The sequence below is a fragment of the Mesorhizobium sp. M0664 genome, from assembly GCF_040320565.1.
Taxonomy (GTDB): Bacteria; Pseudomonadota; Alphaproteobacteria; order Rhizobiales; family Rhizobiaceae; genus Mesorhizobium.
Genome location: NZ_JAMYPW010000021.1, coordinates 73,650 through 92,839, shown reverse-complemented (window position 1 = coordinate 92,839; position 19,190 = coordinate 73,650). Strand labels below are relative to the sequence as shown.

The window sequence follows — 19,190 nt, the reverse complement described above, 5'->3', positions numbered from 1 at the left end:
ACATGCAACCCGTGTCCGGAAGCGAGGAGAGGAAGCTTCTTATTGAGAGAACGATGGAATACATGTGTCATTAAGGTCATTCCGTTGTATGATTGAAAAACCGCGATGAATACTTGTCTTTAGACGCGATCTTATGATATTGTACAACTTCTCTGTATCGACCATCGACCCCGGATGCAACTGTTAGACCAAGAGGTTCACGCCTTTCTGCAAATGGAATCAAGTTAATTTGGATTACAACGCCTCTAGCTAGTTGGGGGACGGCAAACTTCTGATCATCAATTCTTCTCTTCTGTTCATAAAAGCTTGTCACCTCAAACGAAGCGAGGATCAATTTTGCCTGCGATACTCTTGGGCGATTTGCAGCCTACGACCGCGGCAAGCGCAGCCGCTGGCCTGAACCACGATGCGAAAGCCTTCCGCCGGCTCGTATGCGCGGGAAAGAGCGGTCTTGACGTTGGCAACTGCGTTGTCGGTGGGGGCAATCATGGGGCGATTTTTGCTCAGTCCGTGTCGTATTTGCGGATGACAGTGCATAGACCATGCCAAAGGAGAAACTTCTTTGAAAACAGCATGACGTCTCGAACACTGCGATGTCGGATGTACGGCATCGTCGGATATTGGACAGTGCTCAACACGGTTGCATGGGACGTGGATTCCGCTTTCTCTGCGGAGCAATCCAGTCGGCATTCGTGAGAAATCAGCAGGGCAACCCATGCTACTGTCGGGTTTGTCTAGCCCGCGACTCGATGGTGTTTGGCCTGAGTTCCTACTGCATTCTCGCGTAAACCATTGACTGGTAGGAAGAAGATGTTTCCGAGGCTCCTTCTGCGCAATTGGCATAACTTTTGATGTCGCGAGATGGCAGGAGCTGCCGACCCAGTATTTGTGTCGTCAGTGCCATCGAGCTCGACCCGCTCAACTAGATTCTCGGTAGCGCGCTTGTTCAGCCGCCCGCCACCGTTTCTGGCCCAATCGCGGTGATGAGACCTGGCCGCCCGGCCCCGATTTCGCGCATTAACTGGCTCATCACGCCCGCCTCTATCTCTTCGTTCTGGGCCGCTTGCTGCAACAGGGTGACCTGCCCACGGGTAATTTCCTCCAAGATGGATTAGTTTAAGGTCCTGGCTATAAAAAGGACGAACGAAGAAGCACATATTTACGGAAGAGCACATCGTCGGCGTATTGCTGGAAACCTTCATCACGCGCAAGGTGACGCGTGCAGTAGCTGCGATTATGGCCGGCAAGCAGGACTGCCTCTATCTCGGAAACCTAGAGGCAAAGCGCGACTAGGGCTCGGCGCGCGACTATGTCGAGGGCATGAGGCGTATCCTGCAGCACCACGCGCCTGACGATTTTGTGCTCGCGACCGGCGAGACGCATGCGGTCCGCAACTTTGTCGAGGCTGCTTGTCAGCCTCCTTGAAGGCGTGGGGTTCGCGGATGTCGAGTCAGCACTGACGCAGCCATACGGCCGACAAGGGGAGGTCAAGCAGGTTCCGATGCTTACTTTCTCGGCAATCGCTAACGCACTGACGTCATCGGGTATCGCGACCAGCGATGAGGTCGGTCGTGTACCGAGCTCTGCGCCTTTGCTGCGCGGCCTGATACCACGATGTCTTGCCCGCGCATCTTCCAAACTTGGGGCCGAAGCCTGCGGGCGCTCAGTTCCGACCAGCCAAGAGCGCGGCCATAACGTGAGGGACGATAGCTGACAGATTTTCCGCAATGAGCCCAGCCCGAGCGGCGAACTGCCTCCGCATGCACGGGAACGCCGCGCGGCCGCCTCAGAATGCTGGCATCCTTTGGGCCAAAGATTGGCTAAGCGGCCTGGAGCGAACTTTCAGCGCATCGCCGGCACGGCAGGACGGCAAAATCGTAATCTGTCGAGCGTCAGCCGTTGCGGAAGGTGTAGCTGTAGCCGTGATCGCTGGCGCGCCGCCGAGATGCGCGTTGGGCGGGGGGGTGGCGGAGGCATCGATACCGATCACGTTGCGCTGTCGACCGTCCTTGGCAAATCCGACGAGCATGCCGGCATGCGTTGAACCCGTGACCGTGCAAACGATGATGTAGTCGAAGGCGAACCCAAGCTGTTTCTCCTGCGCGCGCACCTCCTCCGCGAACCCGACGTACCCAAAGGCCGCCATATTTGTGAACTGAGGCCCCGGCCGGTATCGCGTAGGGCCTGCCGCCCCTTGACTTGACCTCATCGAGCGCTTGTTCCCAACTGCGGCGGATGCCGACGTCAAAGCCCTCGTCGACCAGGCGTACCTCTGCTCCCATGATGCCGCTCAAGAGAATGTTGCCGACCCGGTCGTAGACGGCATCCTCATGTGGAGCCCAGCTCTCCTGAACCAGGAGGCATTTCATGCCGATCTTGGCGGCGACCGCGGCGACCATCCGCGTGTGGTTGGACTGCACGCCGCCGATGGAGACGAGCGTATCGGCATTTGACGCGATCGCGTCGGGGATGATGTATTCGAGCTTGCGGAGCTTGTTTCCGCCGAACGCGAGACCGGAGTTGCAGTCCTCGCGTTTGGCGTAGATTTCCACCCCTCCCCCGAGATGCTTCCGAGGCGGTCGAGCTTCTCGATGGGCGTGGATCCAAAGGTGAGTGGATATCGTTCGAACTTTTCCAGCATGTTCTCTCCGGCAACACGTGATTGAGCTGGAAGTGGCTATGCACAAGCCATTCCAAGGAGCGTGTTTGGCTTGAGGTCAGCTGCGCTCTCTTCCCAGAAGAGCCCCGTCACTATTTCCGGCGTCTCCTTCGTCATCGCGACGAAGCAACCCGCATGCCGGTGTGCTGCAATGAAGCAATCAATACTATGGAACCGGAAAGCTACATCTCCCTCGGCATTAGAGCGACCGGAATGCGGTCGCCTCCGATCATACCAAGCATAGTATTCCTTGAACGGTCCGCTCAATGTTCATGGTTGACCAAAGTGGCGCGAAGCTGAGCTCTGATCCTGTCAGCGCGCCTCAACGGAGCAGAGATACGCCGCCCATCGGAACGAGTTGAGGCAAATCTGAAGATTCATTCCTCACCTCATCATAGTCTGGCTGGCATCCTACTTCCTTGGAACCACCGAAATGCTCAGCCATTTCTCCAGCTCTGTTAGCGCAGTCAGACCGCCAGATCAGAAAGAGCACGCTCGCGAAATACGCCAGCTGAAGGAGCACTGAACAAGCCAGCGTTGTGACCACTACCGTGCGGATGGAAAGAGAAGCGAAGTAGACAGTCAGAGCGTTGCTGCACAGCACCATTCCCAAGACGCGACAAAAGATTCTAAAGGGCAACGCCGTTCTCCTGGTTTTGTCTCCTCAGATCATGCTGCGACCTGGTCGGCCGCAACATGGGTCTGGCAGTTCTTCGGGCAGACGCGAGCGCAGGCTCCGCAGCCAATGCAGCGGCCGGCATGATCGACGACCATGATGATGCGATTGAGCTCGCCATCGAAGTCGTCGTCTTCGCCGTCGCAGACGCCGAGGATTTCACCCGCGTCATCGACGCCGTAAAGATGCATGACCTCGCGCGAGCAGACTTTGAAACAGCGGCCGCAGCCGATGCAGGTCGTGCCGTCTATAGCGGTGAGATATTCCGGCATCCATCCGGAGCCGTCGCGGGTGGTGAATGTGCTGCTCATCGTAACTTCTTCATTGCAGCGAGCTCTCTCTTGGCACCATCCAACTCGGCAAAAACGGCGGACGTTTCCTCGGCAACTTCCTCTATCTCCCTCCATTTTCCAGGGAGATCCTCTGCAAGGTCGCGCAATTTCATCTTGGCAACTGCCGCGCGCAGCTGAAGCTTTCGAACTTTCTTCCCCATCTCATCTAGCTTTGACATAAACCCTTCTCGAAATCGGTTTCATCACGCCCGCGCCACGTCGGGATAGGCTTCAATGGCTGCGGTCGCATCGTCGACCAGTTTCGTACCGGCCTCCGCGAGTTTCCAGAACGTCTCGAAGCCGAACCGGTGGACGTCTGGACAGAACGACCAACCGCCCGGCCGTGAAAAGCACGCGCCCGAAGCCCTCATGGGTTTCATATCAATCATTGGCGGTGTCATCAGGCCGGAGCGCTCCTCGATCGCAAGCTCCACGGCGGTGTAAAACATGTCGAGCCTCCAGAGCACGTCCGGATCGGGATCTTATCGCACGGCGCTGCTTTCTGGTGACGATGAAGTCGGCCAGCAGCTCGGCGTCCGATTTGCCTTCCCATGAGCCGTAGGACTCCTGAGCACGGATCAGCCGCACGAGGCATTTGACGAACGGGGTGGCAATGGCCGCCTCGTCCTCGTTGACAGCCGGGCTGACCGCGGCATCAGACATTTCGCCTTCTCCTCTTCAGTCCTCTTCCTCGAAGCACGCTGCCTGTTTTCGGGGACGCCTACTTCGGGCACCCTTGCGCAGCCGACGCCCGGCTCGGGGCGGCCCTCGATCGCGCGATCATTGTTTCCGTCCTCGTGATAGTACCGGGCGACTGCGGGATAGGATCGGTACTTAGGGCTGTCGCCTCGCGGGGGATTCAGCGCCAGGATGTATTCGGACAGCTCCTTGCCCATTGCGAAGCGCTCAGCAGGGGGAAGGCGCGAATGGTCATTGGCCGGATGGAAAAGTTGGTCTAGCGCCGACACCATCCAGTCCTCGGAGTTTTTGTCGATCGCATCGCGAACCAATTGGCGCATCGCGGGCAAGCCAGTCCACATGTCTTGAATTTTGTGAAGCAACAGATGCGCATGAGCCAGGCGGAAATGGACGTCGTCGGGCATCAAGGCGATGCCCTCTTCGATCGCCCAGAGCGCCGTCTTCCAATCTTCTAACTTCACCGCCGCCCAGAATCTGTCATCGATCGGCTGCTTCAACGCTTGTTCGCGCGCCATGGGATCGCTTGTGGCGATCCGCTCCGTATCGGCGGCTTTAGCTTTATCGCTGATGCGCCAGCTGCCCTTGAGCACTTTCGGCAAAACCTCATCGAGTTGGCTGGGATGACCGATAAAGGCGATGTTGCCGTCTCGGTCGACCACGAACGAGGTCGGAATCCTAACAGAAAAGCTGGGTTTCATCCAAAGCTTGTTCATTTCACCTGTGTAGTCGAACGCGATCCGATAGTTCAGATTCGAGCACTTTTCGGCCAACCAAGCTTTTAACTTGGTGCGAGCCTCAACGGCCGTCGGAGCGTCTTCATTAGCCGCGACTGCGACGACCTCAAGTCCGCTGTCCCTGTATTTCTCCTGTAGCCGCATTAGATCGAGCATCTCCGCCGCACATAGTTCGCACCAAGTTGCCCAAAATTCGACGATATAGACTTTGCCGGGCTGGAAGTTCGCAAGGGGCTCGCCACGCAGCCAGTCCTCCACTTTGATCAAAGGAGCCGGTGACCCCATCCGCAACATCATTTTGCTCTCCAAAGCTGTTGCCAAAGGTTGCGTGACCTTATGCGCAAGCTTGTTCCCCCTTTGAGACGGGGCACGAGGGTTCAAAGAAGGGAGAGCATCGCTCGTCTTGCGCATCTGCGTGCGGTCAGCCTTCACTCAGTGTTGCTGAATCTCAATTCGCAAAGGCCGTGCCAACGCGCTCAGCGGGCCGTAAGCCCATCAATCGCTAGAAAAAGCCTCCAAATGCCAGGATGGCCGGTTGTATTGAACGGGACGTGTTTTCTGCCGCTGTTAGGTTTTGGACAAGCATCCGCGCTTCGCGTCGGCAGAAAAGCGTGGCCCGGACGACTCAATATGCATTCGGGCCGAGGGACGAGGCCGATGGACATCATGACTGCGTTGGCTACCGCCAGGCTCGTCATCATCGTCCGCTTCACGCCACCGGCTTGAGCGTCTTACCGTTCCGGTCCGGAGACGGTAGCGATCTCGCCATTTGCGATTGCGAGGGGCCGCTCCATCCGAGCGCGGCCTGTGCCCCCTCGCCCGCCTTGCGATTGAATTCCTGGGCTGGCGACATGGGAGTTTTTCACGACGAAGCCGGTCCAGCTGTAGCTCGCCAATACCGCCATTCCTCAGACCAATGATGATGTCGTGGCGAAAAAGGCCAGGATGAGTGCCGGCGCGTGCCGGCCGGTGAACTCTCCGAGTTCCTGCTTTGTGCCGATATTTTCTGTGTTCCCTTTGCTCACGCGCTGCAGGCACCGCTTGTGCGAATGTGAGGATTGTCGGAATTTGACCAGCCCCAAAGATCGCTCGGGCGCCTCGCGGATCGGGCCCGGACCGACTGCACCGCTGAAGATGCGGCCGTCCTCACCCCTAAACCCGGCTATCGTGCCAGACGGTGACAACGTGATTGATACGATCGATTCCTGCCGAACCCGGCAAGAGCCCGACCGTCCCGAATGGAAGTTGAGGGGCGTCGGCCTCGGCACGATCATCGCGTTGTTCAACTCCCGGCCAGTAGTCAAGAGAGGTCGTGATACCGCCCATACGATGCCGCTACGGATCGGAACTCGGCCTGCCGCGCTGAACGACTCTCTTTGACGTGACGCCGACCTGCGAAGCCGTGATCTTCACTGCATTGAGGACTGCCCATATCTCTGCCCGGTGTTGGTCTCCGCTATTCAGTCGTCCGGCTTCTCGAGCGAGTAGCCGGCAGACCTGACAGTACGAATGACGCTACCTGGCGAGGCCGCCTTCAGCGCCTTTCTGATCCGGCTGATATGGACGTCGACAGTGCGTTCACCGATATGGATATTGTCCGGCCAGGCCGCGTCGATCAGCTCGTCTCGGCTGAAGACCTTGCCGGGAGCCTCAAGAAATTGCCGCAGCAGGTTGAATTCGAGAGGTCCGAGATGGATGTCGTGGCCATTACCTCGAACCCGGTGAGCATCGAGCTTCATCTCAAGGCTGCCGCAACAGAGCCAGCTGCCGTTTTTTATCCCGTTTGAACCCGGCTGTGGCAGCGCCAGCTTCGTGCGTAGACAGTCGAGCAGCTTTGCCGGCGCGAAGGGCCGCACAAAGCTCTCGTCAATACCAGCCTTCAAGAGATCGAGGTGCTGGTTCTCGGCGCCGGGCGCGATCAGCGCAATTACGGGCAGGCCGCCGGTCCGGGGCTCCCCCTTGAACCGGGCGCAGATTGTGGAGCCTGTCGCGCTTGTTGGCTGGCAGTCCAGCACCACGGCCTTCGGCTCCCGTTCACTGGCCAATGCAAGCGCCTCCTCCACGCCGCCGGCCAGTTGAATCGTGAAGCCATCCACCTCCAGAATGTGGCTGTGGACCAGATAGAACTCCGGATCCTGCGAACAGATCAGGACCAGTGGCTTCATCAGCGCTACCCCAAGAACCACATCGGCCTCGACAGCCTCGATTGAGAGGGCTGGCCATCGCATGTCCTCAAGGCCTGACATGATCCCCTTGATCGAAAATCGGTTCCATCACGCCCGCGCCACCTCGGGATGAGCCTCAATGGCTGCGGTCGCATCGCCGGCCAGTTTGGTACCGGCCGCAGCGAGTTTTCGGAACGTCTCGAAGCCGAACCGGTGGACGTCGCGCAGGGTCTTCGACAGAACGACCAACCGCCCGGCCGTGAGAAGCACGCGCCCAAAGCCCTCATGGCTTATCTCCATCATCGGCGATGCCATCACGCCGGAGCGATCCTCGGTCGCAAGCCCGACGGCCGCGTAAAACATCTCGAGCCTCCACAGCACGTCCGGATCGGGATCGCCGATGATCGGGATCGAACGGCGCTGTTCCCTGGTGATGATGAAGTCGCCCAGCAGCTCGGCGTCCGATTTGCCTTCCCAAGACCCGTGGGAATCATGAGCCCGGACCAGCCGCACGAGACATTTGACGAACGGGGTGGCAAGGGCCGCCTCGTCTTCGGCGACAGCAGGGCTAACCACGGCGTCAGACATTCGCCCACTCCTCATTTCAGTCCTCGTCCTCGAAGGACGGTTTCTGTTCGGCGACACCTGCCTGCGCCAGCACTTTGCGCAGCCAAGGGGGAGGACACGTCCTGAGCATCATCTGCGTGCGCAACAGCACCTCTTGGATAGTTTGGGGCTGCGGCACTTTGATCGGATGAATTTTTGCCGAAACAACCTTGGCTGCCGAAGGTCCGCCGATCGCCAGACAAAACAGGAGATGACATCCCTTCAGCGCCTCCACCTTCGGGGTGATGCGGTCATCGCCCTCAGTTGGGTGCTTCCCGCTCTCGTCCGAAACGTCATCGAAGGCCACGGCCTCGACGAGCTTCCACTCCTCGCGCATCACGTCGTAGACAGCAAAGCGCCTGGCCGAACCGAAATGGGCGTTGAGGTTCTGCATGTCCTGCGTGGCGATCGCCACGCGCAATGCGCCGGATTGGCGTTCCGGCGTCGGTGCGTGAACCTCGTCAGTGACGAGCGAGAGGCGACGAACGGAGCTCATCTGGGATTTCTCGCTTACGGAGTGGATCAAGCGCCTCGGGCGTCGGCGCGTGCCGGTTGGCTTCAAAAATGTTGGCGACCTCGAAGATCAGGTCGCGGGTCCCCTGGTAGAGGATTGTGAGCTTGTGCTGGCTGCCGAGCCGGTCGAAGACAGGGAAGCCGACCCGCATGAGCGGAATGCCGAGGCGCTGCGCCGCCTGGCGGCCGTGGGAATGGGTGACGAGAAGATCAGCGCCGGGGCCAAGAGCTTCCAAATCGCCGAGATCGCCGATTTGAACCGACTGCGCCGGTACTTCCTCCAAAATTTTCGACATGTCGGTCGTGGTGACCGCCGCCGCGATTTCGGAGCCCATGCCGATGAAGAAGCTCGCGAGTTGGTAGAGTTGGTCTGGTTCAGCAGCGATCGCAATTTTCTTGCCTCCAAAGTGGAAATGTCCGTCGAGCAACGCGTCCTGCAACTGCGCCCGGCGACGGCGCACCCCAGCCGGCGCCGCCGCGCCCGAAACCGCGGACAGCAGCGAGACGAACCGGTCGGCGTCCTTCAATCCAGTCAGCGACCGGAACAGCACGTAAGGCACGCCGGTCAACCTCTGCAGCAGCTCGGCCGGGCGGCGCATATGCTCACCGATGACGATGCATTGCTCGGCCGTGCCAAGCTCACGGATATCTTCGACACTGGTGCCGCCATAGGTGGTCGTGACCCAGCGGTCGGGCACCGTACCGTCGAGCGAGCCGGAGACGTCCGGCAGAATCACCGGCTTGAGCCCAAAGCTTTCAACCATCTCACGCAGATGCTCGATATCAGCCACAGTGAGGTTCCAGCCAGGCAGGATCACGATCTTCTTCGACTGCCGCGCCTGCTCGCCGGGCCACGTAATCCTTTCGATCATCGCGGTGACCGCCTTGGCCCAGCCCTCTTCGATCGCGCCGTCGAAATCCGGTGTGTTGGCTAGCACCACCTCCGTACCCGCGAGTTCTTCCGTGCGCTTCAGCCTGATATCGGCGATATCTCCTGCGCAGTCTTCGCCCCGGGTCTCCACCAGCGCCGTCGTGCAGACCCCGATCAGCGTTGGCTTTGTGCGCGCCTTGAGGTTGAGGATCGCCTCTTCCAGATGGTCTGCCCCGCCGAGAATCGTCGCCACCTCGTCCATCGCGGTTGTCTGCAAGGGGATGGCTTCCTTGAAATGCCGCACGAAGAGCACGAGCGCGAAGCTGGTGCACCCCTGGCTACCGTGGAACAACGGCATCGCGCCGTCGACCCCCAGGAAGGCGAAGGCGGCACCCAACGGCTGCGATGACTTCAGCGGATTGACCGCCGCCGCTTTGGTCTGGGGAAGGATGCGGACCATCGGCTTTCCTCAACACTCGCCGAAATCGTCGGCCATCGTGCCGGCGAATTCCTGGACAACATGCAAGGTCGCGGTCTCGCTTTTCGTGCTCGGCAGTTCCTCCCTCACCGCAGGCTGGCAATCCCATGGTGCCGGCTCCCGCAATTGGCGCCAGATCGGGTTATGAATGGCGAGGTCGATCTGGCGTACGAGTTCCACCATGCCGTCATAGCCGGCGTAAGGATGTTGGCGCTCCTGGTTGATATCGAGCCAGGGTGTCTTGGCCTTCAGCGCGATGAACTGCGTGCGCCCGCCCGACAGCATGATATCGGCGTTGTGTTCCGAGAGCATGGCGTAAAGCTCGCGCGGCGCCATCTGCTCGAACATGTGGTTGTCGTCCTTGAGGATCTGCTTGATGCGCTCCTTGTCTTCGACGGTCGACTTCTTGACAGAGGTGCCGACGATCTCGATGCCGATCTCCATCAGCGCATGGACGACCGACCAGGACTTCACACCGCCGGTGTTGAGCAGCACGCGCTTGCCTTCGAGCCTGGGCCGGTAGGCCGCGAGCTTCTTCCAAGCGATCGCCTCCTCCTCTGCAATCAATGCCTCGGTGCGGCCGAGGATCTCCGGATCGGCACCCTTGTTCACGAGCAGCTGAGAGATCTGTCGGAGCGCTTCCGAGGTGTCGGTGATGCCGTAGAAGGAGCCCTCGAAAAACGGGATGTCCCAGCGCTGCTCCATCTTGCGAGCCAGATTGATGAGCGCGGTCGAGCACACCATCATAGCCGCTCGGGCGCGGTGCGCGCAGGCAATGTCGAAGTAACGCGCGTCACCCGGAATGCAGGCGCGCACCCGGATGTCCAGCCGATCAAGGAGCGGTTTCACGAGCCAGAACTCGCCGGAGAGGTTGAATTCGCCAAGGATATTGATGTCATACGGCCCGGCGTCGTCCGGTTCTACCGTGCCGATGACATGCTCGAGCAACGCCTCGCCGGCAAGCTTGTTGCCGAGATTCTTGGAGCCGACGAAGCCCGGCGCATTGACCGGCACCACCGGTAGGCCGAACTTTTCCGCCGCGCGCTTGCAGACGGCCTCGATGTCGTCGCCGATCAGCGCCGTCACGCAGGTCGGATACACGAAGATAGCCGGCGGCCCATACGCTTCCTTGATCTCGCGGATCGCTTTGAAGAGCTTCCGCTCGCCCTGCCCCATCACAACATCGAGTTCGGTGAGGTCGGTCGTGAAGCTTGTGCGCCACAGCGTTGGCCCGGACGAAGCCGCACCGCGGTTGTCCCAGGAATTGCCCTCGCAGGCGAGCGGCGCATGGATCAAATGCGCAACGTCGGTGATCGGCTGCAGCACGATCTTGGCGCCATCGAAGGCACAGCCGCCGGCCGCCGCCCCGGGAGTCAGTGGCTTCGAACAGCCCTTTTTGCGCGCCTTGGCATCCTTGCCGCGGTTCTGCTCGCAGGCGGGCTCGTTGAAGACATCCTGGATTTTGGCTCTGAGCGAGGACATTGCGTCGGTCTCCAAAGTCCCTCGAGAAGACGACCGGCCAAAGCCGACCGTCACGCTTAGCGGGTGAGGTCATACGAATAGTCCGTCACGCCCGTCTCGCTTGTCTCGCGATCGAGCTTGTCGAAGATCTTGTCGAGGATCGTCGTCAGGACGCGCAACCCGCCTTGGTAGCCCATAAGCGCAAACCGATGGTGATGGTGGCGGTCGAAGATCGGAAACGTCAGCCGGATCAGCGGCGTGCCGGTGTCGCGCTCCAGATACTTGCCATAGGAGTTGCCGATTAGCAGGTCCACCGGCTCGGTGAAGAGCAGCGAGCGCATCGCCCAGAGGTCCTTGCCCGCCCAGACTTGAGCATCCTCGCCGAAGGGCGATGATGCAAGCAGCTCCTTCAACTCCGCTTCCCATGCCGAGGTGCCGTTGGTGGCGAGGCAATGGGTCGGCTCGCCGCCGGTCTCCATGATGAAGCGGGCCATGGCGTAGACAAAGTCCGGATCGCCGTAAATGGCGTATTTCTTCCCGTGCAGCCAGGATTGGCTGTCCGCCATGGCGTCAACAAGTCGGCCGCGCTCCAGGCGGATTGCCTCGGGGATTTGCTTGCCGGAAATCGCGGAGACCTCCATCAGGAAGTCGTCGGTAGCCTTGACTCCGAGCGGGTAATGGAACGAGGCAGTCGCCTGCCCCACTCCCTCGCAATACTCCAATGTTTTGCGGGTGTTGTAATGCTGCAGCGACAGCGTCGCCTCGGCGTTGAGTGCCTCCCTCACGTCTTCGATCTTCGTGCCGCCGTCATACATGCGGTATTCGCCGTCGGATGGCGTGTCGAACTGGTCAGAGGCGTCTTGGATGAAGGTATAGGACACGCCTATCAGATCAAGCAGGCGCTTGAGTTCCCGGTTGTTGCCAACACAGAAGCCGTCGAAACCCGGAATGACGTTGATGGTCCCCTCGGCTTCCGTTCGCTCCTCGCCTTTCCAGAAATGCTCCAAAATGCCCTTGACCGTGACGTCGTAGCCGTCGACATGGCTGCCGACGAAGGCCGGCGTGTGGGCGAAAGGCACGTGGAAATCGCGTGGGACCGAGCCTTGGTCCTTGGCATTCTCGATGAAGCTGTGCAGGTCGTCGCCAATGACCTCCGCCATACAAGTGGTCGAGACGGCGATCATCTTCGGGTCGTAGAGTTGGTACGTGTTGGCGAGCCCGTCGACCATGTTCTTCAGTCCACCGAACACTGCCGCGTCCTCGGTCATCGAGGAGGAAACTGCCGAAGCAGGCTCCTTGAAATGGCGCGACAGGTGCGAGCGGTAATAAGCCACGCAGCCCTGGCTGCCGTGGACGAAGGGCATGGTTCGCTCAAAGCCCGCAGCCGCGAACACCGCGCCGAGCGGCTGGCAGGCCTTGGCGGGGTTCACGACAAGCGCTTCGCGAGCGAGGTTCTTTTCGCGGTATTCCCACGTCTTGGTGAATTCGCGTTGGTCGGTAACGACCTCGTCCGAGTGCGGACATTCGAAATTCAGCCTCTTCTCGGCGAGCATCTGCCTGTATTCCGGCTCGCGGAACAGGGGAGCGTGGTCGAGAGCTTTTTCAGCCGACTGCGGCATGGGTGGTTACCTCTTCTCCATCTGGCCCGCCATACGGCGGCACAGGGACGTCGAAACGTTTCAGGTCTCCCGCGGACAAAGGGCCACAGGCGTTCAACGGCCTCCCGGCTTCCGGGAGGCCAGGTTTTCATTCGGCTGCGATCGCCGCCGACGGCTCGGCTTTTTTCTTCCAGGGGGCGTCGTAGAGGTTCCAGACTGGGTTGTTGATGGCCAGATCCATGTCGCGGGCGAAGATGGCGAAGCCGTCGTAGCCGTGATACGGGCCGGAATAGTCCCAGGAATGCATTTGACGGAACGGTATGCCCATCTTCTGGACCGGGTACTTTTCTTTGATGCCGGAGCCAACGAGATCAGGACGGATCCCCTCGATGAACTTCTCCAGCTCGTAACCAGTCACGTCGTCATAGATCAGCGTGCCCTTCTTCACGTAATGGCCGGTACGCTGATAGTCGTCGTTATGGCCAAATTCATAGCCAGTGCCGACGATCACCATGCCCAGATCCTCATATGCCGTGACGACGTGACGGGGGCGCAGCCCGCCGACATAGAGCATCACCGTCCTGCCTTCGAGGCGCGGCCGGTACTTGGCGATGACGGCATCGACCAACGGCCGGTATTTGGCGATGACCTCCTCGGCCTTGGCCTCGATTTCCGGCCCGAAATGCTTGGCTATCTTGCGCAGAGAAGCTTCAGTCTGGGAGGGGCCGAAGAAATTATACTCCATCCAGTCGATGCCATACTTTTCCTCCATGTGCCGGCAGATGTAGTTCATCGACCTGTAGCAATGGATGAGATTGAGCTTGGCCTTCGGCGCGCGCTCTATTTCGGCCAGCGTAGCGTCGCCCGACCAGTTGCCGACCACGCGCAGGCCCATCTCCTCGAGCAGGATGCGCGAAGCCCAGGCGTCGCCGCCGATATTGTAGTCGCCGATCACATTAACATCGTACGGGCTGGCCTCGAACTCGACGTCCTTCTTGTCGAACACCCAGTCGCGGATCGCGTCGTTGGCGATGTGGTGGCCGAGCGATTGCGAGACGCCTCGGAAGCCCTCGCAGCGCACCGGCACGATCGTCTTTTCGTGCTCCTTGGCCTTGTTGCGGGACACAGCTTCTGTGTCGTCGCCAATCAGGCCGATCGGGCATTCGGATTGCACAGTCATGCCTTTGTTCAGCGGGAACAGTTCCTCGATCTCGTCGATGATCCGTTCCAGCTTCTTGTCGCCGCCGAAAACAATGTCCTTCTCCTGGAAATCGGAGGTGAACTGCATCGTGACGAACGTGTCGATGCCGGTCGTGCCGACGTAGTAGTTGCGGCGTTGAGACCAGGAATATTGCCCGCAGCCGACCGGGCCGTGCGAGATATGGACCATATCCTTGACTGGACCCCACACGACGCCTTTCGAGCCGGCATAGGCGCAGCCGCGAATCGTCATCACGCCGGGGATGGACTTGATGTTCGATTTGACCTCGCATTGGGAAAGGACCTCGCTTTCCTCGCCAGCCTCGTCGCCGCTCTTTGCGACGCTGAGGTGCTTTTTGCGGCGCTTCGCCGATTTGTCAGGATATTGCGACAGCACCTCCTCGATAAGCTTCGCATGGAGGGCACCGTCATTTTCGTATTCCAGGCTCATGGGACCCCTTTCAAGGTTCAGGGTGACGCCTCACCGACGAGGCGCCGTTCTTTGAAAGGCGCACCAGGTCAGGCGGCGCCTCATGTCGGCAGCGGTCGCTACTGTGCGGCCGCCTTAGCCGCTTCCTTGACCTGAAGCTCGGCAAGCATCTGCTCGTCCGTCTTCATGATGCCGAAGTCGAGCAGCATGTCCTCGAGCTCCTCCATGGTGATCGGGGTCGGGATGGTGCCCTGGCCCGAATTGCCGTGGATCTTCTCGGCCAGCGCCCTGTATTCCCCGGCCTGCTTCGAGTCCGGCGCATACTGGATCACAGACATCTTCCTGAGCTCGGCGTGCTGGACGATGTTGTCGCGCGGCACGAAGTGGATAAGCTTGGAATTGAGCCTGGAAGCCAGCGCTTCGGCGAGGTCGAGCTCGCGATCGGTTTGGCGCTCGTTGCAGATCAGGCCGCCGAGCCGCACGCCGCCCGAATGGGCGTATTTCAGGATGCCCTTGGCGATGTTGTTGGCGGCATAGAGCGCCATCATCTCGCCGGACATGACGATATAGATTTCCTGGGCCTTGTTCTCTCGGATCGGCATCGCGAAACCGCCACACACCACATCCCCGAGCACGTCGTAGGAGACATAGTCGACATCGTCGTAGGCGCCGTTCTCCTCGAGGAAGTTGATCGAGGTGATCACGCCGCGGCCGGCGCAGCCGACACCTGGCTCGGGTCCGCCCGACTCCACGCATTTGATGCCTTTGTAGCCGACCTTGAGCACGTCCGCGAGTTCCAGGTCTTCCACCGAACCTTCCTCTGCCGCGAGATGCAGGACCGTATCCTGCGCCTTCGCGTTCAGGATCAGGCGGGTGGAGTCGGCTTTGGGGTCGCAGCCGACGATGAGGATTCTCTGCCCGAGGTCGACAAGGGCGGCGAGCGTATTTTGGGAGGTGGTGGACTTGCCGATGCCGCCCTTGCCGTAAAAGGCGATCTGACGCAAACCTGACATGTAGCTTTCCTTCCTTCGTTCCATTCATCGCGGCTGCCGCGACATGAATGCCGGGCGGGCAGCTGTAGCCGCCTCGCACCTAAGGATCTCAAGACTCGTGCCAATTTGGCTGATCGAACCGAAGAATAATTTGATGGTTGCTTTTCAGGGATTTAGCTTGAGGGCTAAAGAAAGGATCGTCGGAACAGACCGTGTAGCGGACGCGACAATGGCGACACAAAGCGTCGGATCGCGATCCTCAGTCACCGCATTCGTTTGAACCGCATCGTTGTGTTGAGGTGGACGAACAGCATCTCGACCCTATCAACGTTAGTTGCGGGATGCTGCGAACTCTTCTGTGCCCGCGAGCCGACGTGCTTCGTCTCGCGTGTCCTCGTCGAGACTGCGCAAAATCTTGCGCGCCACGCTGGCATACCATCGATCCCCGGCCATCCATGCGGGGCCGCGGGCGGATAATTCCGCCATATCACCAAACCAAGGGGACTCGGCTCACTTATCGGCGCAGGAGTTCAGTATCGGCGTCATCGCCTTCACATGTTCGTCGATCCGCTCGAGCACTTTCGCTGCGACAACGTCGCGCTCAGGCAGATGCCACCAGTGCTCGTTGACGAGTTCGACGGTCTCGACCACTGCCTTCAGGACTGCCGGCTCCGGAAGCCTTGCACGGTTCGCAAATGCTTTCCATCGCGGTGCTGCTAGCGCCTTGAACGAGCGCTCCCCTCCAAGCGAAAGCGCCGTGGCGTCGGCGGGAATATATGGCACGGTCGACAGAACGTCGTAGATTGGTGCAAGCGCCGGCTTGTCGCCGTTACCGGGATAAATCAAAGACCAGTTCTTCAGGTGCATGTCGCCATTGCCAGCGATGACCGTCAGCGCCAGGCGGCGGACGAATTCGAGAGCCGCCGTAGGCGAGACGGCCGCGCCAAGGGCCGAGGCTATGTCGTGATAAGCGGCGCCCTCATATTTGCGCGAGGGATAGACGCCGAAGACCTGAGCGAAATCCTCGATGTGAATCCTCTCGCCCTCAGCGCCGCGATCGAAGCGTTTGACGAGAAGGACCTTGCCCTCTGACAGCGTGTTGAATTCCTCGGGAATATCCTCGAAATCGGACTTCTCGACAAGTTCGCGTTCAGGCACCTCCATGCCGATCGCTGCGGCCAGCGCGAGATTGGCGAATTCATTTTCGGAAACGCCTGGAAACGCCGTCGAAGGGAACTTGGCGATGTATCGGCCTTGCTCGTCGTCCATCGGCAAGGTAAGGCCGCCGCCTTTTCCAGTGTTCTTCATGACCGACAGCTTCATTTGCACGCCGGCAAGTGAGAACCGTGCCTTGGGCTTATCCTTTGAAGCATCTCGCGAAACCGCTATCGCCCCGTCACTGGGCAACGCCCGTACGGCTCCCGGCAGATCGGCGCCCAGCGCCGCTAAAAGATCGAAATCATTGCCTGGCCGCACATTGCCTTCGTGGTGCTTTTCCATCGCCTCGCGCAATTTCTCCTCCGGCAGGAGGTTCGCGAAGAAAGCGGGCAAGGCGCCCGCCAGAGGCTTCGGATCTTTCCGCAATCCTCCCGTCGCTGCCCGGAACGACAGGCTCAAAACCGGAAAGCCGCCCGTCGCGCGGTAGGCCTCATCGAAGTTGAATGCATTGAAATCGCCCGGCGTCCTAACGATTGTGCCGACCTTCAGTGCGTTCAAGAGCACGTCCAGCGACGGGATCGTCTTAGCTGCGCGAAAAACTGGAGCCATGATCGTCATCGTCAGGTTGAGGAACAAAGGCGGGTCGATCGTCATCATCATGCGGACGCAATAGAGCCTGGACAGCCGGCACCATGACTTGCGGAACCAGCATCATTTCCAGACCGAGCGCGCGAGCGATATTCATGAGCGTTGTTGCACGCGCGGCTGCGGCTCCCTTTTCGATGTCGCGATATCGGGGACGGGATATACCCGCCAAATCAGCGACCTGCTCCTGCGTCATCGCAGCGGCCAGCCTCGCCTGCCTGAAAAGCCCACCGATTTCCCGTAGAATTTCCGATTGAGAGTCCATATGATATGTAAACGATCCATTCCAATGCTAGATGATATGGCAGAGTATCATATCTAGCGATCGAGTCAACACATTATGATCTGTTGGCGTATCATGCATCAGCCCGATGATACGTAAAGAGATCAATCGTCCTGCCTTTTGGCGCCGCTCGACGGTGGACGCCGTCCGAGCGCTCCGAAATCATCGGAATGTTAAATCAAGGCAGTCCGCCAGATGAAGGCGCTCGTCTCTTCGCCTTCATACGACCGACCGCGCATGACTCGAGGTCAATGTGGATCGCTACTCCTTCATTGCAATGGATTTGCACCATCTGCTCCTGCCGGTCTCCCGGCGCAGCTGGTGTTCCGATGCTTTAGGGGCTCATCTCGCCGGCGTGACCGGTCACCATGATCAAGCATCGAGATAGCCGTCGAATACGCTTACTCGCGGCTGTCCATATGGCGGAACGCGTCCTTGATCACGAAGAAGCACCCGAAAAACCCGGCGACCAGCGCGAATGGCCGGGCGTCCCCGATCTTCTCACTCAGTAAGACTAGGCGCCCGCCGCCACGTGCGGGCGCCGCCGGCGTCAACCAGCGGGCAGATGTGTCGAGGCCAACAAGCGCGCCTGACGCAACGCGGCAAGATCAGCCGAGCCGGTGCAGAAGCAGGCGACGGCCAACTGGCGGATGACGATCTCGAAATGCGCGACAACCGCCTCGGTGGATACCGTAGCCGCGCGCAGCACGCCGGCCGCCTGCCCGGCGATGTCCGCGCCCAGGCGGATGGCCTTGGCCACGTCGACGCCGTCGCGGATCCCGCCCGACGCGATCAGCTTCACCGTTGGCAGCGCCCGACGTACCGCCTGCACGCTGGCCGGGGTCGGAATCCCCCAATCGGCGAACGCCATGGCCACTGCACGGTCGGCGGCATCGCGGGCGCGCTCGCCCTCGACCGCGGCCCAACTGGTGCCGCCGGCGCCGGCGACATCGATCACCGCCACGCCCGCCTCGACGAGCGCACAGGCCACCGAGGCGGACAGGCCCGACCCCACTTCCTTGGCCACGATCGGCACGCCCACGCTGCGCGCGGCGCGAGCGATCTGCGCCAGGACGCCGCGCCAGTCGCGGTCGCCCTGCGGCTGTACCGCTTCCTGCAGCGGATTGAGATGGACGATGAGGCCATCGGCCTCCAGCGCATCCACCGCCCGGCGCGCCAGGTCCAGGCCGTCGGCCTCGCGCAGTTGCGCGGCGCCGATATTGGCCAGCAAGGGAATGTCTGGGGCCAGGCGGCGCAGCGCGCGCGTCAGCCCCTGGGAGTTGCGGGATTGCAGGCTCACGCGCTGCGAACCGACGCACATGGCGATCCCCAAGGCTTGCGCTGCCTCGCTCAGATGCCGGTTGATGGGCTCGGCGCGTGGCATGCCGCCGGTCATGGAGCTGATCAGCAGCGGCGCGCGCATGGTCTTGCCCAGCAGCGAGGCGTGCAGGTCGATCTGCGTCAGGTCCAACTCGGGCAATGCGCAGTGTTCGAAACGGATGTACTCCCAGCCGGCGGCGACCGTGGCCGGCGCCGTTCGCCGATCCAGCACGATGTCCAGATGGTCGTCCTTGCGCCGGCTCAGGGCGGTGTCGCTCATGCTCGCTCCATCTGTCGCATCGGGCGGCGGCGTTGCGTCGTATCGGGCGGCGGCGTTGCGTCGGATCGGACCGACGGCAGCGTGCGCACG

16 protein-coding genes and 2 pseudogenes are annotated in these 19,190 nt (G+C 60.4%); 1 reads left to right on the top strand and 17 read right to left on the bottom strand.

The window, feature by feature from the left end:
• Positions 1-1,191: 1,191 nt before the first annotated feature.
• Positions 1,192-1,410, top strand: a pseudogene (locus tag NKI39_RS19735) (GDP-mannose 4,6-dehydratase); the annotation flags it as partial.
• Positions 1,411-1,917: 507 nt separating this feature from the next.
• Here the strand turns inward: NKI39_RS19735 and NKI39_RS19730 are convergent.
• From NKI39_RS19730 to fni, 17 genes and pseudogenes are all read right to left on the bottom strand, one after another.
• Positions 1,918-2,641 (bottom strand): annotated as a pseudogene (locus tag NKI39_RS19730) (1-aminocyclopropane-1-carboxylate deaminase); the annotation flags it as partial.
• 340 nt (positions 2,642-2,981) lie between these two features.
• On the bottom strand, positions 2,982-3,266 hold the full coding sequence (locus NKI39_RS19725) for an exopolysaccharide production repressor protein (protein WP_352833775.1): 285 nt from the start codon (positions 3,264-3,266) through the stop codon (positions 2,982-2,984).
• A 62-nt stretch (positions 3,267-3,328) separates the two neighbouring features.
• On the bottom strand, positions 3,329-3,646 hold the full coding sequence (fdxB, locus tag NKI39_RS19720) for a ferredoxin III, nif-specific (protein WP_352833750.1): 318 nt from the start codon (positions 3,644-3,646) through the stop codon (positions 3,329-3,331).
• A complete protein-coding gene (locus tag NKI39_RS19715; RefSeq protein WP_352815894.1) occupies positions 3,643-3,846 on the bottom strand; it encodes a CCE_0567 family metalloprotein in 204 nt (67 codons plus the stop codon). The genes fdxB and NKI39_RS19715 overlap by 4 nt, the downstream gene beginning before the upstream one ends.
• A gap of 24 nt (positions 3,847-3,870) precedes the next feature.
• Entirely contained in the window at positions 3,871-4,116 is a 246-nt protein-coding gene (locus NKI39_RS19710; protein WP_352833747.1) for a DUF269 domain-containing protein, read from the bottom strand.
• A gap of 129 nt (positions 4,117-4,245) precedes the next feature.
• Positions 4,246-5,397, bottom strand: a complete 1,152-nt coding sequence (locus tag NKI39_RS19705; protein WP_352833745.1) for a TlpA disulfide reductase family protein — start codon at positions 5,395-5,397, stop codon at positions 4,246-4,248.
• A gap of 1,163 nt (positions 5,398-6,560) precedes the next feature.
• Positions 6,561-7,346, bottom strand: coding sequence for a response regulator transcription factor (locus NKI39_RS19700; RefSeq protein ID WP_352833743.1), 786 nt, complete (start codon positions 7,344-7,346; stop codon positions 6,561-6,563).
• A 27-nt stretch (positions 7,347-7,373) separates the two neighbouring features.
• On the bottom strand, positions 7,374-7,853 hold the full coding sequence (locus NKI39_RS19695) for a NifX-associated nitrogen fixation protein (RefSeq protein ID WP_352833741.1): 480 nt from the start codon (positions 7,851-7,853) through the stop codon (positions 7,374-7,376).
• 16 nt (positions 7,854-7,869) lie between these two features.
• Positions 7,870-8,367: a nitrogen fixation protein NifX gene (gene nifX / locus NKI39_RS19690; protein WP_352833739.1), complete on the bottom strand. Its 498-nt coding sequence runs from the start codon at positions 8,365-8,367 to the stop codon at positions 7,870-7,872.
• Entirely contained in the window at positions 8,333-9,715 is a 1,383-nt protein-coding gene (gene nifN, locus NKI39_RS19685) for a nitrogenase iron-molybdenum cofactor biosynthesis protein NifN (RefSeq protein ID WP_352833737.1), read from the bottom strand. Before nifN ends, nifX begins: the two co-directional genes overlap by 35 nt.
• Positions 9,716-9,724: 9 nt before the next feature.
• Positions 9,725-11,215, bottom strand: a complete 1,491-nt coding sequence (gene nifE, locus NKI39_RS19680; protein ID WP_352833734.1) for a nitrogenase iron-molybdenum cofactor biosynthesis protein NifE — start codon at positions 11,213-11,215, stop codon at positions 9,725-9,727.
• A 56-nt stretch (positions 11,216-11,271) separates the two neighbouring features.
• The gene (gene nifK / locus NKI39_RS19675; RefSeq protein WP_352833732.1) at positions 11,272-12,813 is read right to left on the bottom strand and encodes a nitrogenase molybdenum-iron protein subunit beta; all 1,542 of its coding nucleotides are present in this window, start codon (positions 12,811-12,813) and stop codon (positions 11,272-11,274) included.
• Between the two features lie 127 nt (positions 12,814-12,940).
• Positions 12,941-14,443 carry a nitrogenase molybdenum-iron protein alpha chain gene (gene nifD, locus NKI39_RS19670; RefSeq protein WP_352833729.1) on the bottom strand — a complete coding sequence of 501 codons (1,503 nt, stop codon included), beginning with the start codon at positions 14,441-14,443 and terminating at the stop codon, positions 12,941-12,943.
• A gap of 98 nt (positions 14,444-14,541) precedes the next feature.
• The gene (gene nifH, locus NKI39_RS19665) at positions 14,542-15,435 is read right to left on the bottom strand and encodes a nitrogenase iron protein (RefSeq protein WP_023706403.1); all 894 of its coding nucleotides are present in this window, start codon (positions 15,433-15,435) and stop codon (positions 14,542-14,544) included.
• Between the two features lie 489 nt (positions 15,436-15,924).
• Entirely contained in the window at positions 15,925-17,181 is a 1,257-nt protein-coding gene (locus NKI39_RS19660) for a type II toxin-antitoxin system HipA family toxin (protein WP_352833726.1), read from the bottom strand.
• Positions 17,156-17,482, bottom strand: a complete 327-nt coding sequence (locus tag NKI39_RS19655; RefSeq protein WP_352833724.1) for a helix-turn-helix domain-containing protein — start codon at positions 17,480-17,482, stop codon at positions 17,156-17,158. Before NKI39_RS19655 ends, NKI39_RS19660 begins: the two co-directional genes overlap by 26 nt.
• 568 nt (positions 17,483-18,050) lie before the next feature.
• The gene (gene fni, locus NKI39_RS19650) at positions 18,051-19,100 is read right to left on the bottom strand and encodes a type 2 isopentenyl-diphosphate Delta-isomerase (RefSeq protein WP_352833721.1); all 1,050 of its coding nucleotides are present in this window, start codon (positions 19,098-19,100) and stop codon (positions 18,051-18,053) included.
• Positions 19,101-19,190 lie beyond the last annotated feature (90 nt).

Coding starts and splice junctions, on each gene's coding strand:
- fni (WP_352833721.1), bottom strand. CDS start 19,100: ATGAGCGACACCGCCCTGAGCCGGCGCAAGGACGACCATCTGGACATC.
- nifE (WP_352833734.1), bottom strand. CDS start 11,215: ATGTCCTCGCTCAGAGCCAAAATCCAGGATGTCTTCAACGAGCCCGCC.
- NKI39_RS19715 (WP_352815894.1), bottom strand. CDS start 3,846: ATGTCAAAGCTAGATGAGATGGGGAAGAAAGTTCGAAAGCTTCAGCTG.
- nifX (WP_352833739.1), bottom strand. CDS start 8,367: ATGAGCTCCGTTCGTCGCCTCTCGCTCGTCACTGACGAGGTTCACGCA.
- nifK (WP_352833732.1), bottom strand. CDS start 12,813: ATGCCGCAGTCGGCTGAAAAAGCTCTCGACCACGCTCCCCTGTTCCGC.
- nifN (WP_352833737.1), bottom strand. CDS start 9,715: ATGGTCCGCATCCTTCCCCAGACCAAAGCGGCGGCGGTCAATCCGCTG.
- NKI39_RS19725 (WP_352833775.1), bottom strand. CDS start 3,266: ATGGTGCTGTGCAGCAACGCTCTGACTGTCTACTTCGCTTCTCTTTCC.
- NKI39_RS19700 (WP_352833743.1), bottom strand. CDS start 7,346: ATGTCAGGCCTTGAGGACATGCGATGGCCAGCCCTCTCAATCGAGGCT.
- nifH (WP_023706403.1), bottom strand. CDS start 15,435: ATGTCAGGTTTGCGTCAGATCGCCTTTTACGGCAAGGGCGGCATCGGC.
- fdxB (WP_352833750.1), bottom strand. CDS start 3,646: ATGAGCAGCACATTCACCACCCGCGACGGCTCCGGATGGATGCCGGAA.
- NKI39_RS19695 (WP_352833741.1), bottom strand. CDS start 7,853: ATGTCTGACGCCGTGGTTAGCCCTGCTGTCGCCGAAGACGAGGCGGCC.
- NKI39_RS19710 (WP_352833747.1), bottom strand. CDS start 4,116: ATGTTTTACACCGCCGTGGAGCTTGCGATCGAGGAGCGCTCCGGCCTG.
- NKI39_RS19660 (WP_352833726.1), bottom strand. CDS start 17,181: ATGGCTCCAGTTTTTCGCGCAGCTAAGACGATCCCGTCGCTGGACGTG.
- NKI39_RS19705 (WP_352833745.1), bottom strand. CDS start 5,397: ATGATGTTGCGGATGGGGTCACCGGCTCCTTTGATCAAAGTGGAGGAC.
- NKI39_RS19655 (WP_352833724.1), bottom strand. CDS start 17,482: ATGGACTCTCAATCGGAAATTCTACGGGAAATCGGTGGGCTTTTCAGG.
- nifD (WP_352833729.1), bottom strand. CDS start 14,443: ATGAGCCTGGAATACGAAAATGACGGTGCCCTCCATGCGAAGCTTATC.